This is a genomic window from Streptomyces sp. NBC_01476, assembly GCF_036227265.1.
In the GTDB taxonomy this organism is placed as follows: Bacteria; Actinomycetota; Actinomycetes; order Streptomycetales; family Streptomycetaceae; genus Actinacidiphila.
In genome coordinates this window covers 1,153,842-1,170,393 of the sequence record NZ_CP109446.1, presented here as the reverse complement: position 1 = coordinate 1,170,393, position 16,552 = coordinate 1,153,842, and the positions used below count along the sequence as shown (strand labels likewise).

Annotated in this window: 7 protein-coding genes; 4 read left to right on the top strand and 3 right to left on the bottom strand. The window is 69.8% G+C overall.

Going from position 1 to position 16,552, the window contains the following annotated elements:
* Positions 1–78: 78 nt before the first annotated feature.
* The 3 genes from OG552_RS05130 to OG552_RS05120 form a co-directional block, all read right to left on the bottom strand.
* Complete coding sequence (locus OG552_RS05130; RefSeq protein ID WP_329129976.1) at positions 79–3,387, bottom strand: discoidin domain-containing protein; 3,309 nt, start codon at positions 3,385–3,387, stop codon at positions 79–81.
* A gap of 107 nt (positions 3,388–3,494) precedes the next feature.
* A complete protein-coding gene (locus tag OG552_RS05125; protein ID WP_443070871.1) occupies positions 3,495–5,648 on the bottom strand; it encodes a discoidin domain-containing protein in 2,154 nt (717 codons plus the stop codon).
* Positions 5,649–5,987: 339 nt separating this feature from the next.
* Positions 5,988–7,748, bottom strand: coding sequence for an NPCBM/NEW2 domain-containing protein (locus OG552_RS05120; protein ID WP_443070870.1), 1,761 nt, complete (start codon positions 7,746–7,748; stop codon positions 5,988–5,990).
* 316 nt (positions 7,749–8,064) lie between these two features.
* Here OG552_RS05120 and OG552_RS05115 point away from each other — a divergent pair, with 316 nt between their 5' ends.
* The 4 genes from OG552_RS05115 (at position 8,065) to OG552_RS05100 (ending at position 16,427) form a co-directional block, all read left to right on the top strand.
* On the top strand, positions 8,065–9,309 hold the full coding sequence (locus tag OG552_RS05115) for an FUSC family protein (RefSeq protein ID WP_329129975.1): 1,245 nt from the start codon (positions 8,065–8,067) through the stop codon (positions 9,307–9,309).
* 379 nt (positions 9,310–9,688) lie between these two features.
* Complete coding sequence (locus OG552_RS05110) at positions 9,689–13,969, top strand: discoidin domain-containing protein (protein ID WP_329129974.1); 4,281 nt, start codon at positions 9,689–9,691, stop codon at positions 13,967–13,969.
* A gap of 251 nt (positions 13,970–14,220) precedes the next feature.
* Positions 14,221–15,657 (top strand): ricin-type beta-trefoil lectin domain protein, encoded by a 1,437-nt coding sequence (locus OG552_RS05105; protein ID WP_329129972.1) that lies wholly within the window; start codon positions 14,221–14,223, stop codon positions 15,655–15,657.
* Positions 15,658–15,914: 257 nt separating this feature from the next.
* Positions 15,915–16,427: a mycothiol transferase gene (locus OG552_RS05100; protein WP_329129970.1), complete on the top strand. Its 513-nt coding sequence runs from the start codon at positions 15,915–15,917 to the stop codon at positions 16,425–16,427.
* Positions 16,428–16,552 lie beyond the last annotated feature (125 nt).

Below are 16,552 nucleotides of genomic sequence, written 5' to 3'. Positions count from 1 at the left end.
CGGATTTCCACCGGCCGGCTGACCTCCGGCTGGTGTGCGGGCCGGCCGGAGCCGGCCCGCACACGGTCACTCCTCGGCTCAGCCGACCGTCCACACGAAGGTCGCCGTGTCCGCGGCGCCATGACCGTTGGAGGCGGTCACGCTCACGGTGCTGGTCCCGGCCTTCGTCGCGGTGCCGGAGATCACCCCGGCCGGGCTGATGGACAGCCCCGCCGGCAGGCCGGTGGCGGTGAAGGCCAGCTGCTGACCCGCGACCGACGCCTTGGCGGTGACCGGCAGCCGGACCGCCCTGCCCGCCGGGCTGCTCATACCGTGCGGGTTGTCCACCGTCACCGACGCGGTCGCGGTCGCCGCCGCGTCCACCGTCTTCGCGCTCATCGCGGTGGCCACGTTGAGCGTTCCGGTGAGCGGCAGATTCCGTGACGAGTCGCCGACCATGATCTGGTAATTGCCCGCGGCGGTGGTCCAGTTGCTGCCGCTGGTGTTCCAGTAGGCCAGGTCGTGCGCGGTCACCGGGAAGGTGACCCTCGCGCTCGCCCCCGGCTGGAGGTCGACCCGCTGGAAGCCCTTGAGCTGCTTGGCGGGTTCCCCGGTCGAGGCCGGGTCACCCACGTACAGCTGGGCGATCTCGGCGCCTGCCCGGGTGCCGGTGTTGGTGACGGTCGCGCTCACCGTGGCGTTGCCGCTCCCGTCCAGCGCACCGACCTGCAGCCCGGAGAAGGAGAACGAGGTGTACGACAGGCCGAACCCGAACGGGAAGAGCGGCGCGATGTTCTGCGCGTCGTACCAGCGGTAGCCGACCTTCAGGCCCTCGCTGTACTGCACGCCCGTGCTGTCGCCCGGCCACTGGGCGGGGGTGTGCGCGGGCACGTCGTTCAGCGAGCCGGGGAAGGTGACCGGCAGCTTGCCGGACGGGTTCACGTCGCCGAAGAGCAGCGCGGCAAGGGAGTTGCCGACCTCCTGGCCCGCGTACCACTCCTCCAGCACGCCCTTGACCTGGCCGAGCCAGGGCATGGTGACCGCGGAGCCGGTGTTGAGCACCACGATCGTGTTGGGGTTGACGGCCGCGACCTGCTGGATCAACTGGTTCTGGTTGCCCGGCAGATCGATGGTGCTCAGGTCGGTGCCCTCGTTCTCGCCGTAACCGACGCAGACGATCGCCACGCTCGTGGTACGGGCCGCGTTGACGGCGGCGTTGATGTCGGTGCCGTCGTTGTACGTGACGGTGCCGGCCGTGCCGAGCCGGTTCTGCAGCGCGGTCAGCGGCGAGACCGTACCCGAACTCGTCGCGGTGGCGCTGCCGCCGCCGACACTGCGGACACCGGCGCCGCCGTCCGGGCCCAGCAGGGCGATGGACTTCGTAGTGGCGGTGGAGAGCGGCAGGACACCGCTGTTCTTCAGCAGCACCGAGCCCTGCTCGGCGACCTGACGCGCTGTCGCCTGGTGGGCGGGCGAGGTCACCACCGCGTTGCGGTCGCCGGTCTTGGCGTGGTCGAAGAGACCGAAGGCGAACATCTGGGTGAGCACCCGGCTGACCATGGTGTTGAGCGTCGTCTGGCTCACCTGCCCGTTGGCCAGTGCCTGGTTGAGGAAGTCGGCGTAGAAGTAGCCGTTCGGCATCTCGATCGTCATGCCGTTGTTCGCCGAGTCCACCGTGGAGTGCGCGCCGCCCCAGTCACTGGTGACGAAGCCGCCGAAACCGGCCTGTTGGTAGAGCGCGTTGTTGAGCAGGTAGGCGTTCTGGCAGGCGTACACGCCGTTGACCGTGCTGTAGGCGCACATCACCGACGCCGACGCGCCCTTGCTGACCGCCGCCTGGAAGGCCGGCAGATAGATCTCCTGCAAGGTGCGGTTGTCCACGATCGCGTTGTCCGCCGGCCCGTTGCGGTTGGTCTCCTGGTTGTAGACCGCCACGTGCTTGGCCTGCGCCATCACGCCCTGGCTCTGGATGCCCTGGATGCTCGCGGTCGCCATCTGGGCGCTCAGGTACGGGTCTTCGCTGTACGTCTCGAAGGCCCGGCCCCAGCGCGGGTCGCGGACGATGTTCATCGTCGGGCCGAGCGCCACATCGGCGCCCTTCCCCTTGAACTCGGCGCCGGCCACCGTGCCGTAGCTCTTCTGCAGACCGGTGTCCCAGGTCGCCGCGGAGGAGACCGCGGCCGGCAGCTGGGTCACCCCGCCGAGGCCGTCACCGACCCCGCTCGGGCCGTCCTGGAAGCCCATCGCGGGGATGCAGAGCGACGGGATGGCCGACATGTCGCCGATGTACGGCTGGGTGGCGCCGTTGCCGTGCAGCATCTGGATCTTCTGCGCCTGCGTCATCTGCGCCAGCAGCTGTGAGACGCGGGTGGCCACCGGCGCGGTCGAATTGACCCATGGGCAGTCGCCGTTGCCGCCGCCCGGCGGGGGAGTGGTGGTGCCGCCCGGGGTCAGGACGGTGAACTCCCACAGGGAGTAGCCGTACTGGGTGGCCCGGACGGTGCCGTACATCCGCACATAGCGGCCGGTGGCGGTGAAGTTGTGCGTCTCGGTGCCGCCCGCTCCGGTGGTGGTGGAGTAGACGGTGTTCCAGGCCGACCCGTTGTCGGAGGTCTGGATCTGGAACGCCTTGCCGTACGCCGTCTCCCAGGTGAGGGTCACCCCGCACAGCGGCTGCGAGCTGCCGAGGTCCACCTGGACCCACTGCGGGTCGGCGGCGGCGCTGGACCAGCGGGTGCCGGGGTCGCCGTCGAAGGCCGCCGAGGCCGGGGTGCCGGCGTTCTCGGTGGAGGAGGCGGTGGCGGGCTTGCCGACGGCCGCGGTGGTCGTGGCGCAGACGGTCGGGGTGGTGCCGCCGGAGCCGCCGTACACCTGGAACTCCCACAGGGAGTAGCCGTACGCGGTCGCCCTGGCGGTGCCGTTGATCCGCACATAGCGGCCGGTGCCGGTCACGTTGAGGGTCTGGGTGCCGCCGGTGCCGGTGGTGGTCGAGTAGACGCTGGTCCAGTTCTGCGCGTCCGTCGAGGTCTGGATCTGGAAGGACGTGGCGTACGCCGCCTCCCAGTTCAGCACGACCTTGGATATCGGCTGGCTGGACCCGAGGTCCACCTGCAGCCACTGCGGGTCGCTGAAGCCGCTGGACCAGCGGGTGCCGGCGTCGCCGTCCACGGCCGCGGAGGCCGGGGTGCCGGCGTTCTCGGTGGAGGAGGCGGTGGCCGGCCTGCCCTGCGAGAGCAGCACCGGGTCGGCGGCGCCGGCCAGGTGCGGGGTCGCGACCAGCGCGAGGGCCGCGACGAGGGCGAAGCCGATCAGGGCGGCGATCCGCGAGCGGCGGGTCGCGGCCCGCCGCCGGGCCCGGCCCGGCGGCCGTGGGGGTGGGCTGAACGGGGAGTGCCAAGCGAGCTGCATCGATTCGCCTCTCGGGTGCGGCCGTGGGGGCCGGAAGAGGTGGGGTGGGGGGGAAGACCGGCCGCCCCGGGCCCAGTTGCGGGCCCGGGGCGGCCGGTGGGCACCGGCTACTGCGAGACGCGCACGTAGTCGATGAGCATCCGCTGCGGGAGGACGGTGGTGGCGTCCGGGTTGCCGGGCCAGTCACCGCCCACCGCGTTGTTGAGGATGATGTAGAACGGGTGGTCGTACACCCACGGGCCGCGGGTCGACTCGACCGTCGCCTTGTCGGCGGTGAAGAAGGCGTGGCCGTCCACCGAGAAGGTCATGTGGCTGGAGTCCCAGTCGACCGCATAGGTGTGGAAGTCGTTCGCGAAGTCGCTGCCGGCCACGGTGTACGGCGAGCCGTAGCCGTTGCCGCCGTTGTACGCCGGGGCGTGCAGCGTCGAGTACACCGAGTCCGCGACCTTGCCGACGTGCTCCATGATGTCGATCTCACCGGAGTTGGGCCACGGCGTGCCGGTCTTGAAGTTCGAGCCCAGCATCCAGAACGCGGGCCACAGACCCTGCGTACCGGAGACCTTGATCCGGGCCTCGACATGGCCGTAGGTGAAGTTGAAGTGGTCGGAGGTGTTGATCCGGCCCGAGGTGTACTGCCCGTTGGCCTCCTTGCGGGCCTCGATGACGAGGTTGCCGTTGCCGTCCATGGTGGTGTTGTCACCGTTGGTGTAGGTCTCCAGCTCGCCGTTCTGGCCGTTGCCGGGGTCCTGGCTCCACTTGCCGGTGTCCGGCTTGGTGCCCGCGGCTCCGTTGAACTCGTCGCTCCACACGAGGTGTTCGGGGTTGCCCGGGTTCGGCGGCAGGGCGGGCGGGGCGGTGGGGTTGCCGCCAGTGCCGTACACGTCGAAGGTCCACAGGGAGTAGCCGTAGCCGTTGCTGCGGGCGGTGCCGTACATCCGCACATAACGGCCGTTGCCGTCGACGTTCAGGGTCTCCTTGAAGCCCTTGCCGGTGGTGGTGGAGTAGATGCTGGTCCAGTTGGTGCCGTCCGCCGAGGTCTGGATCTGGTAGGCGACCGCGTAGGCCGGGTCCCACTGCAGGACGACCTTGGTGATGTGCGCGGTGGCGCCGAGGTCGACCGCGATCCAGCCGGGGTCGACCCAGCCGTTGGAGTCACTGGTGGCCCAGCGGGTCGCGGGGTCCTCGTCGAACGCCTTGGCCGGGGTGCAGCCGACGCAGCTGTTGGCGTTCTGGTAGGTCGAGGCGGTGGCGGGCTTGTTGTACGACAGCAGGGTGGCGCCGTCGGACGGCGGGGGAGTGGTGCCGCCCGTACCGCCGCCGGTGGAGCCGCCGTTGCCGCCGGAGCCGCCGGTGAAGACCTGGAACTCCCACAGCGAGTAGCCGTACTGAGTGGCGCGCTGCGTGCCGTACACCCGGATGTACCGGCCGGTGGCGGTGAGGTCGATCAGCTCGGTGGCGCCGGGGCCGGTGGTCGTGGAGTAGGCGCTGGTCCAGTTGGTGCCGTCCGCCGAGACCTGGAGCTGGTAGGCCTTCGCGTACGCGGCCTCCCAGCTCAGCTGCGCTCCGCAGATGTTCTGCGACGAGCCGAGGTCGACCTGGAGCCACTGCGGGTCTGCGGCGGCCGACGACCAGCGGGTGCCGGTGTTGCCGTCGACGGCCGCCGAGGCGGGGGTGCCGGCGTTCTCGGTGGAGGACGCGGTGGCGGGCTTGTTCAGCGCGGCGTTGGTGGTCGAGCAGGCCGCGTTGCCGGTCTGCGTCGAGCCGTAGACCTGGAACTCCCAGAGGGAGACGCCGTATTGGGTGGCGCGCTGGGTCGTGTAGATGCGGACATAGCGCCCGGAACCGTTTACGGAAAGCGTCTGCGTGCCACCGGTCGCCGTCGTGGTGGAGTAGACGCTCGTCCAGTTGGTGCCGTCGGCGGAGGTCTGGAGCTGGTACGCCTTCGCGTACGCCGTCTCCCAGTTGAGGGTCACCTGGGAGACGGTGGAGGTGGCGCCGAGGTCGACCTGGAGCCACTGCGGGTCGGCGGCGGCCGACGACCAGCGGGTGCCGGCGTTGCCGTCGACGGCCGCGGAGGCGGGGGTGCCGGCGTTCTCGGTGGAGGAGGCGGTCACCGGCTTGCCCTGGGAGAGCAGGGTGCCCGCGGCCCTGGCCGGGGTCTGGAGGATCACCAGTGCGAAGGTCGCGATCAGCGCCGCGACGCAGACGAAGATCAGCGGTCGGGGGTTGGTACGGGACAGACGTGGGGGGGAGCCAGTCACGGCGTCTCCTGGGGGTGTCGCTGAGGGTGAGAGAGCGCTCTCTGGATGCTGCGATGATTACGGCGCTGTTGCTGACACGTCAAGAAAGTGAACAGGATTCGTCCCACTGATTCACGGCTTCGCAAGCTCGTTGTCGACACCCGAAGCCGAGGTGAACTTCTCGTCCGGTTAAGGGAGTTATGCCGGTTGTGGCTGTGTGCAAGAGCTTGACGCGGGCGATCGGCCCCGAAGACGCCGGTGGCGGCGGAGATCGCTCTCCGCCGCCACCGTTGGTTCATCAGGGCTCAGCACCGGCTCGCTGCCCGCTCGGCACCCGGTCGGCCGCAGGCCGGCCCCAGCTCAGCCGCAGCTCAGCACCGGCCCGGCCCAGTCGGCGTGGTCGTAGTCGATGCCGTCGCCGCCGTCGGTGACCACCAGGCGGAGCGTGCTCCCGCCGCGCAGGTCCGCGGTCAGCTGCCGGGGCGGATCGTTCTGGGTGACCACTCCGCTGTCGGCGACCTTCGTGCCGTCCCGGAAGATCTGGAAGTCCACCGATCCGCCGGCGGTCGACTCGTCGTCCACACCGGCGTACGTACGGAGCGACGAGCAGTTTCCGCCCAGGTAGTAGGTGATGTCGGCGGCGGCGTGGACGCCGAGGCCCTTGGGGTAGGCGGTGCCGCCGATGGTGAGGGTCCGGCCGTCGCCCGCGGCCTGTTCGCCGTTGCTGCGGTCGCGCTCCACCGGCCCCCAGCCGCTGACCGCCGAGGTCCACGGCAGGGCGCTGAGTTCGTTCGCCCCGGCCGGCGGCGGCACCGGCGAGCCCGGCGTCACCCGGTACATCACCGTGCCGTGCGCCGGCACCGACGCGCTGATCGTGCCGCTGGTCGAGGAGGCGGCCTTGGACCACAAATCCTTGACCGCGTAGGAGGACGCGCCGCCGAGCCCGATGGCCTGCACGGTGGTGCCCACCGTCTGCGCCGAGCCGTTCTCGTTGGTGAGCGTCACCGCGCGGGCGCCGTCGGCCAGCGGCTTGGACATCACCACCAGCCCGCCGGACGACGACACCACGGTGCCCTGCCGGCCCAGCGGGTCCTGGTCCACCGCGATCACATCGGTGTTCTTCAGGATCGCCAGGGTCGCGGCGCTCGCGCTGCGCAGATCGCTGCCGATCAGCAGCGGCGCGGCCATCTGCGACCAGAGGCTGAAGTGGGTGCGGTACTCGGTGTCGGTCATGCCGCCGTTGCCGACCTCCAGCATGTCCGGGTCGTTCCAGGCGCCGGGTCCGGCATACCGTGCCAGCGGCTGGTTCTGGTGTGCGATACCGATCATGCTCGACCAGGAGTCGGCGATGTCGCCGGTGGTGCGCCAGGAGTTTCCGAGCCCGGGGGCCCAGTTCCAGGGCTGGTTCGAGCCCCACTCGCAGATGCTGTAGAGGATCGGCCGGCCGGTGGCCTTCAGCGCGTCACCCATCGCCTTGTAGCGGGCCTGCGCGTCGGCGCCGGTGTTGTTGCAGTTGTCGTACTTCAGGTAGTCGACGCCCCAGGACGCCCAGAGGTTCGCGTCCTGCTGCTCGTGGCCGAGGCCGCCGGGGAAGCCGTCGCTGTCACAGGTCTTGGTGCCGGCGCTGGAGTACAGGCCGAACTTCAGGCCCTTGGAGTGCACATAGTCGGCGACGGCCTTGATGCCGTGCGGGAAGCGGACGGGGTCCGGGACCAGGTTGCCCTGGGCGTTCCGGTCGGGCAGCGCCCAGCAGTCGTCGATGTTCACATAGGTGTATCCGGCGGCCTTGAGGCCCTGCGAGACGAAGATGTCGGCGATGCCCTCGACCATCGACTCGTTGAACTCGGCCCGGCAGTGCGTGGAGTTCCAGTTGTTGAAGCCCATCTGCGGGGTCCTCGCCAGGCCGTTGTCCACCGCCGCGGCGGGCCCGGCGGTGGCGATCTGGGCGGTGACGGCGGCCCCCGCGGTGAGCGCGGCGACCCCGGTCAGGCCGCCCGCGGCCAGCGCCGCGGAGACGACCGAGGCGGTCAGCCGGCGGCGGAGAGCGGTCAGCGCCGTGCGCCGGAGAGCGGGTCCGCCGGCCGGGGCGGGGGCATGGCGATCGTACGTTCGGTGCGGCATGTGCGGCTCCGGGTGGGGGGTCAGTAGCGCACAATCCAACGGGGTCGAACGAAAGCAACCACATCACAGCGTCGCCGGGCGGACATGTCAACGACCCGCGCGCAGGAAAAGGCGCCGCCCGGCGGGCGCGCGGGTGAACGGGCGGCGCCGCGCCGTGCCAGCGGCGGTTCCGGCGCCGATCGACTTTAGGCTGTGCCCAGCGCGGCGCGGGAGCAGCCCAGGCGTGCGTCAGCGGGGTGCGCCGCGGCCCGGCGGTGTGCCGCAGGCCACGGTGTGCCGGAGCAGTCGGATCGCCGAGAGCGGGAAAGGGCAGGAGATGCCCGACGTACCAGAGCCCGTGGTCAAGCTGGTCCGGTGGACCACCGAGCCGGCCGGCGCCCAGATCGCCAGGTCCACCGCCGCCGCCGTCATCGCCTACCAGGTCGCCGTCTGGCTGACCCCCCAACCCGCCCCGCTCACCGCGCCGCTGACCGCCCTGCTGGTGGTCCAGGTGACCCTCTACTCCACTCTCACCACCGGCATCCGCCGGGTGAACTCGGTGGTGGTGGGGGTGGTGATCGCGATCACCTTCAGCGCACTGGTGGGGCTGAGCTGGTGGAGCCTGGGGCTGACCATCTTCACCGCGCTGCTGATCGGCCGGGTGGTGCGGGTCGGTGAGTTCGTCGTCGAGGTGGCGATCAGCGCGATGCTGGTGCTCGGGGTCGCCCGGGTGGCCGACACCGCGTGGGACCGGGTCCTTGAGACGCTGATCGGCGCCGCGGTCGGACTGCTCTTCAACCTGCTCTTCGCACCACCGGTGTGGGTGCAGTCGGCGGGGAGTTCCATCGACTCCCTCGCCCGCCGGATGGCCGCGCTCATCCGGGACATGGGCGGCGAGGTGGCCGGCCAGCTGTCGGTCGAGCGGGCCGCGGCGCGGCTGCACGAGGCGCGCCGGGTGGACCACGCCATCACCGAGGTCGACGCCTCGCTCCGCCAGGCCGAGGACAGCCTGCGCTGGAACCCCCGGGTGCGGGAGGGGCTGCTCTCCCGGATCGTGCTGCGTACCGGCCTTGACACGCTGGAAATCTGCGCGGTGGTGATGCGGGTGCTCTCCCGCAGCCTCACCGACCTGGCCAAACACCGTACCGACGAGCCGCTCTTCCCCGAAGAGGTGGCCCACGAGCTGGAGATCCTCTTCGACCACGTGGCCAAGGCGGTCGAGAGCTTCGCCGAGCTGATCACCACTCAGGTGGCCGCCAACGCCGAGGACGCGGAGGAGCGGCTGGCGCAGGCGCTCGCCGGCGCCGCCGTCAGCCGGGACCGGGTCGCCGACCTGCTGCTGGCCGGGGTCCAGCGGCACCCCCGGCAGTGGCAGCTGCACGGCGCGCTGCTCGCCGAGGTGGACCGCATCCTGGACGAGCTGGCGGTGGAGAAGCGGTCCGAGCGGCTGGTGGAGGAGCTGGACCGCAACTCCCGCGAGCTGAGCAACCGTCACCCGCGGCTGGCGCTGATCAGGCGCCGGCTGACCGGCAGCCGGGTCTTCTACCGCCGCTCGTCGTCGGCCCGGGACGCCTTCAGATAACGCCCGCCCGGCGCCCGCCGCGGGCCTCCGTCCGCGCCCGCCGAACGCCCGCCGCGGCGGCCTTCGGACCTGCCCCGCCGCCGCGGCCGGCCGACCCGGCGCCCCCGCCGCCGAACGTTTTCCGCCGCCACGACCGGATCGCGCCGGCCGGCCCGCGGGGTCGGCCGGTTTCCGGTGCCGGGACACGAATCGTTGCCTTCCGAGGCGTAGACGCCGCCGTAGCGCGTCTGTAACACTGCGCCAACACGCGCGCAAATTATGAGCAGAACAGCGATGGATCCGTATGGGAAGAGCGCAACTTCATCGGCTCAACCCGCACGTTCCAGATTGTCGAGTAGTTCGTCTCCTGATCCTCCGGACAACGACATAGAGGGACGCTATGAGATTGAAGCGCTCCGTACCTCGGCTGACGGCGGGGGTGATCTCGGCCAGTCTGCTGTTCCTCGGCGTCCAGGCCGTCCCCGCGATAGCCGCGGGGGGACCGAATCTGGCGACCGACAAGGCGGTCTCGGCCAGTAGCACGGACGGCGGCAGGACCGCCGCCAACCTCAACGACGGCGACCAGAGCACCTACTGGCAGAGCAAGAGCGGCAGCGCTCCGCAGTGGGCGCAGGTGGACCTGGGCAGGACCACCAGGGTCGGCCAGGTCCAGCTGAAGGTGCCGGCCGCGTGGAGTGCCCGTACCGAGACCCTCTCGCTCCAGTCGAGCACCGACGGCACCTTGTTCGACACGCTGACCACCTCGGCGGCGTACACGTTCAAGCCGTCGGCGGACAACACGGTCACCATCAAGTTCCCTGCCACCCTGGCCCGTTACGTACGGGCCGATGTCACCGGCAACTCGGCCGGCGGCAGCGCGCAGCTCTCCGAGATGACCGTCCAGGCGGCCGCCGCCGAGACGGGCAACCTCGCCCAGGGCCGTCCCACCGCGGAATCCGGCCACGCCGACGTCTACGGCTCGGGCAACGCGGTCGACGGCAACGCCAACACCTACTGGGAGAGCACCAACAACGCCTTCCCGCAGACGCTGCGGGTGGACCTCGGCAGCGCCGTGCCGGTCAACCAGGTGGTGCTCAAGCTCCCGCCGGCCACCGCGTGGGCGACCCGCACCCAGACGCTGTCGGTCCAGGGCAGCACCGACGGCAACACCTTCTCTGACATCGTCGCGTCGAACGGGTACGTCTTCAACCCGTCGTCGGCGAACACCGTCACCATTCCGTTCAACACGGTGACCACCCGCTACGTCCGGCTGAACATCACCGGGAACACCGGCTGGCCGGCCGGCCAGATCGGCGAGTTCGAGGTGTACGGGCCGGCCACCGGTGACATCACCGCGCCCAGCGCGCCGACCGGTCTGGCCTACACCCAGCCGGCCTCCGGCCAGATCAGGCTCACCTGGAACGCGGCCACCGACGACACCGGGGTCACCGGCTACGACATCTATGCCAACGGTCAGCTGCGCACCTCGGTGGCCGGCAATGTGCTGACCTACACCGACACCCAGCCGGACACCGCGACGGTCACCTACACCGTCAAGGCCAAGGACGCGGCAGGCAACCAGTCGGCGGCCAGCAACAGCGTGACCCGCACCGGCAGCACCGGTGACACGCAGGCGCCGACCGCACCGGGCAACCTCGCCTACACCCAGCCCGGCGGCGGCCAGATCAAGCTGACCTGGAGTGCCTCCAGCGACAACACCGCGGTCACCGGCTACGAGGTCTTCCGCAACGGCAGCCAGATCGCCACCACCGCGGCGAACGTGCTGACCTACACCGACACCCAGCCGGACACCGCCACGGTCAGCTACACCGTGAAGGCCAAGGACGCGGCGGGCAACGAGTCGGCGAACAGCAACACGGTGACCCGCAACGGCACCACCCCGCCCACCGGCGGCACCGACCAGGCGCTCGGCAAGCCGATCAGCGCCTCCTCCACGGTGCTGCAGTTCGTGGCCGCCAACGCCAACGACGGTGACGTGACCACGTACTGGGAGGGCAGCGGCACCAGCACGCTGACGGTCAAGCTCGGCGCCAACGTCGACACCTCCTCGGTCGTGGTGAAGCTCAACCCGAGCTCCGCCTGGGGCCCGCGGACGCAGACCATCGCGGTCGCCGGACGCGAGCAGAGCGCCACCGGCTTCACCCAGCTCTCGCCGGCCACGCAGTACAGCTTCAACCCGGCCACCGGCAACACGGTGACCATCCCGGTGACCGGCCGGGTCGCCGATGTGCAGCTGACCTTCAGCAACAACTCCGGTGCGGGCGGCGGCCAGGCGGCCGAGGTCCAGGTCATCGGCGTGCCCGGGCCGAACCCCGACCTGACGGTCACCGGCCTCACCGCGTCCCCGGCGGCGCCGGTGGAGACCGACCCGATCACGCTCAACGCGACGGTGAAGAACATCGGCACCAACGCGTCCGCGGCCACCAACGTCACCTTCTACCTGGGCACCACCAAGGTCGGCACCGCCAACGTCGGGGCACTGGCCGCCGGCGCGACCGCGACCGCCTCGGTGAACATCGGCGCGAAGGACGCGGCGACCTACCAGCTGTCCGCCAAGGTGGACGAAGCCAACACGGTCGTCGAGCAGAACGAGACCAACAACACCTTCACCAGCTCCTCGGGCCTGGTGGTCAAGCCGGTCGACACCTCCGACCTGATCGCGGCCCCCGTGGCCTGGTCGCCTGGCAACCCGTCGGCGGGCAACAACGTCACCTTCACGGTGGCGGTCAAGAACCAGGGCACGGTCGCCTCGGCGGGCGGCGCGCACGGCATCACGCTGTCGATCCTGGACGCCACCTCGGGCAGCGTCATCAAGACGCTGACCGGCTCGTACAGCGGTTCGCTCGCGCCCGGGGCCACCAGCAGCCCGGTGAGCCTGGGCAGCTGGACGGCGGTGAACGGCAAGTACACCGTCAGAACGGTGATCGCGGTCGACAGCAACGAGGTCTCGACCAAGCAGGCGAACAACACCAGCAACCAGTCCTTCTTCGTGGGCCGCGGCGCCAACCTGCCGTACGACTCCTACGAGGCCGAGGACGGCGTACTCGGCGGCGGTGCCACGGTCCTCGGGCCGAACCGCACCATCGGCGACCCCGCGGGTGAGGCGTCCGGCCGGAAGGCCGTGCACCTGGCCGCCAACGGTGCCTCCGTGTCGTTCACCACCCGCGCCAGCACCAACACGCTGGTGACCCGCTTCAACATCCCCGACGGCACCGACTCGACGACGCTGAACGTATACGTCGACGGCTCGCTGCTGAAGACGATCAGCCTCACCTCGAAGTTCGAGTGGCTCTACGGTGACGAGACCAGCCCGAACAACTCCCCGGGCTCCGGTGCTCCCCGGCACATCTACGACGAGGCAAATGTGCTGCTCGGGACCACCGTCCCGGCCGGTCACACCATCAAGCTGGAGAAGGACGCGGCCAACACCGCGGCCTACTACAACATCGACTTCATCAACCTGGAGCAGGCGACCGCGGTCGCCAACCCGGACCCGACGAAGTACGTGGTGCCGGCCGGCTTCACCCAGCAGGACGTGCAGAACGCGCTGGACACCGCCCGGCAGGACACCACCAAGCTCGGCGTCTACCTGCCCGCGGGTGAGTACTCCACGTCCAACAAGTTCAACGTCTACGGCCGTGCCATCAACGTGATCGGCGCCGGTCCCTGGTTCACCCGGTTCTCCACGCCGCAGGGCCAGGAGAACACCGACGCCGGCTTCGCGGCCTCGGTGAGCGGCACCAAGTTCAGCGGGTTCGCCTTCTACGGCAACTACACCAGCCGGATCGACGGGCCGGGCAAGCCGTTCGACCTGACCGGCGTCTCGAACATCACCATCGACAACATCTGGTTCGAGCACACCATCGTCGGGGTGTGGGCCACCAACGTCGACAACTCGACGTTCACCAACCTCCGCATCCGCGACACCTTCGCCGACGGCGTCAACCTCACCAACGGCAGCAGCGGCAACCTGGTCAGCAACAACGAGGCCAGGTCGACCGGCGACGACAGCTTCGCGCTCTTCCCGGCCACCGACCACTCCTCGGAACAGGAGACCAACAACACCTTCCAGAACCTCACCGTCTCGACCGTCTGGCGCGCGGCGGGTCTGGCCGTGTACGGCGGCGCCGGCAACACGTTCAGCAACCTCTACATCGCCGACAGCCTGACCTACCCCGGCATCACCATCGGGTCGCTGGCCTTCGGCGGTATCCCGGCGCTGGGCTTCGACGCCACGCCGCAGACCACCTTCGACAACATCTCGCTGGTACGGGACGGCGGCCACTTCTGGGGCCAGCAGTCGTTCCCCGCGCTGTGGATCTACTCCGCGGAATTCACCTTCCAGGGGATCCGGATCAGCAACGTCGACATAACAGACCCGACGTACTCCGGAATCATGTTCCAGACCAAGTGGAACGGCAGCACCCCGCAGCACAACATCACGGACACGGTCTTCACCAACATCAGCATCAGCGGCGCGCACAAGAGCGGTGACGCGTTCGACGCGAAGTCCGGGTTCGGTCTGTGGGCCAATGAGCAGCCAGAACCGGGACAGGGGCCGGCCTCCGGGTCTGTCACCTTCAACGGGCTGCATCTGAGCGACAACGCGGTGGACATCCAGAACACCACGTCCACTTTCACCATCAACGTCAACAACTAGCGGACAACCCGCCCGCACCCGGCGCGCCCGCGTTCGTATCCCGAACGCGGGCGCGCCTTTCTGTTACAGAAACAGAGAAGAGCGGAGAACTTCTCCCGGCGCGCCTTCAGTTGCCGAACTCAGGGTATTGACTCGGCATTGGTCTAGTCCTACGGTCACCCTCGGAAGCCGACAGTCACGTCGGCGACTCTCGTTCATTCCGCTGAATGCAACGGGCTCAGGCTGCCCGCTACCGGAAGGCCCCTCCCCCCATGAGAAAACCGCGTCTTAGGCTCAAGGCGCTCGGCGCCCTCATCGCCACCCCGACGCTCGCCGCCGGCGTTCTGCTGGCCACCGGCGGTACGGCACACGCCGCCGCCAACCCCGGCCCGGGTTTCCCCGCCCACTACGCGGCCCCCTACGCCGAGGTGTGGAACTCCCCGTCGGCGCTCGCCACCGTGAAGAACGCCACCGGGCTGAAGTACTTCACGCTGGCCTTCGTCATCGACGGCGGTGGCTGCAACGCCACCTTCAACGGTGACACCTCGATCACCGACGGCAGTTGGACCTCGGCCATCAACAGCCTGCGCTCCGGCGGCGGCGACGTCATCGCCTCCTTCGGCGGTGCGTCCGGCACGGAGATCGGCATCTCGTGTACCTCGGTGTCGGCGCTGGAGACCCAGTACAAGCGGGTCATCGACGGTCTGAACCTGACGCGGCTCGACTTCGACATCGAGGGCTCCGCGCTCAACAACACCGCGGCCAACGACCGGCGCAACACCGCGCTGGCCGACCTGCAGCAGCAGTACGCCGCGGCCGGCAAGAAGCTCGACATCGACTACACCCTGCCGGTCAACCCGACCGGCCTGGAGTCCAACTCGCTCAGCCTGCTGAACAACGCCAAGAGCCACGGGCTGAACGTCAACCTGGTCAACATCATGACGATGGACTACGGGTCCGCGATGGACATGGGCAACGCGGCCATCAGCGCCGCCAACGCCCTGCACACCCAGCTCGGCCAGATCTGGAACACCAAGACCTCGGCCCAGCTCTGGTCGATGGAGGGCAACACGCCGATGATCGGCGTGAACGACACCTCCAGTGAGGTCTTCTCCACCTCGGACGCCACGGATCTGGCGAACTTCGCCAAGACCAACGGCATCCAGGAGCTCTCCTTCTGGTCGCTCGGCCGCGACAAGGCGTGCGCCACCAACGGCGGTTCGGCGCAGGACTCGTGCAGCGGCACCTCGCAGTCGCAGTACCAGTTCTCCAGCATCTTCAACGGCATCACCGGCGGCGGCACCACCCCGCCGCCCACCGGTGGCGGCACCGGGCCGATCCAGTCGGGTTACGCCGGCAAGTGCGTCGACGTCGCCGCGGCCTCCACCGCCAACGGCACGGCGGTGCAGCTCTACGACTGCAACGGCACCAACGCGCAGAGCTGGACCGTCGGCAGCGACGGCACGCTGAAGTCGCTCGGCAAGTGCATGGACGTCGTCGCGGCGGGCACCGCCAACGGCACGCAGGTCGACCTCTACGACTGCAACGGCACCGGTTCCCAGGTGTGGCAGAAGTCGGGCAGCACGCTGGTCAACCCGCAGTCCGGCAAGTGCCTGGACGCCACCGGGCCCAGCTCGGCCAACGGCACCCGGCTGCAGATCTGGACCTGCGCCGGCTCCACCAACCAGCAGTGGACGCTGCCTGCTTGATCACCCTGCTTGACCACCGTGTCGAGCGGCACGTGAGGAATGACCGATGACGCCGGTCCCGGGCGGGGGATGCCTCCGCCCGGGACCGGCGTCTTTCCGCGCCGCTCCGTCCGGGCCGGCCGTCCTGGGTGTCCGCCCGGGCGGACAGGCGGCGGTCGGCGGATGGCGGTCGGCGGATGGCGGGTTTCGTACGGCGCCGCCGGGCAGTCGTGGGGAGAATGCGGATGGCCGCCCCGGAACCCGCGAAGAGGAGCCCCATGAACAGCGCTGACCTGCTCGCCGACGCTTTCGGCCGGATCCAGGAAGAGGTGCACGACGCCGTCGGGGGACTGACACCCGCCGAACTCGCCGAACGTCCCGACCCCGCCGCCAACTCGGTCGGCTGGCTGATCTGGCACCTCACCCGGGTGCAGGACGACCATGTCGCCGACGCGGCCGGCGACGACCAGATCTGGACCTCGCAGGGCTGGTACGACCGCTTCGGCCTGCCCTTCCCGCCGGAGGCCATCGGCTACGGCTTCGGCCCCGACGAGGTCGCCGCGGTCGAGATCGCCGACCCGTCGCTGCTCACCGGGTACTACGACGCGGTGCACGAGCGGACCATCGCCTATGTGGCGGACCTGAGCGACGCGGATCTGGACCGGATCGTCGACAAGCGCTGGAACCCGCCGGTCAGCCTGGGTGTCCGGCTGGTCAGCGTGATCGGCGACGACCTCCAGCACGTCGGCCAGGCGGCCTATCTGCGCGGGCTGCTGCTGCGCCGGCGCTGACGCGGCGCCGCCCGCCGGGCGGACGGCGGAGAACGGGGGTGCGCGGCCCTGGCCGCGCGCCCTTCGTGCCTCCGTGCCCGTCCTGCGGGGGCCACCCCGCGATGCTAGAGTTACTTAACCTAAGT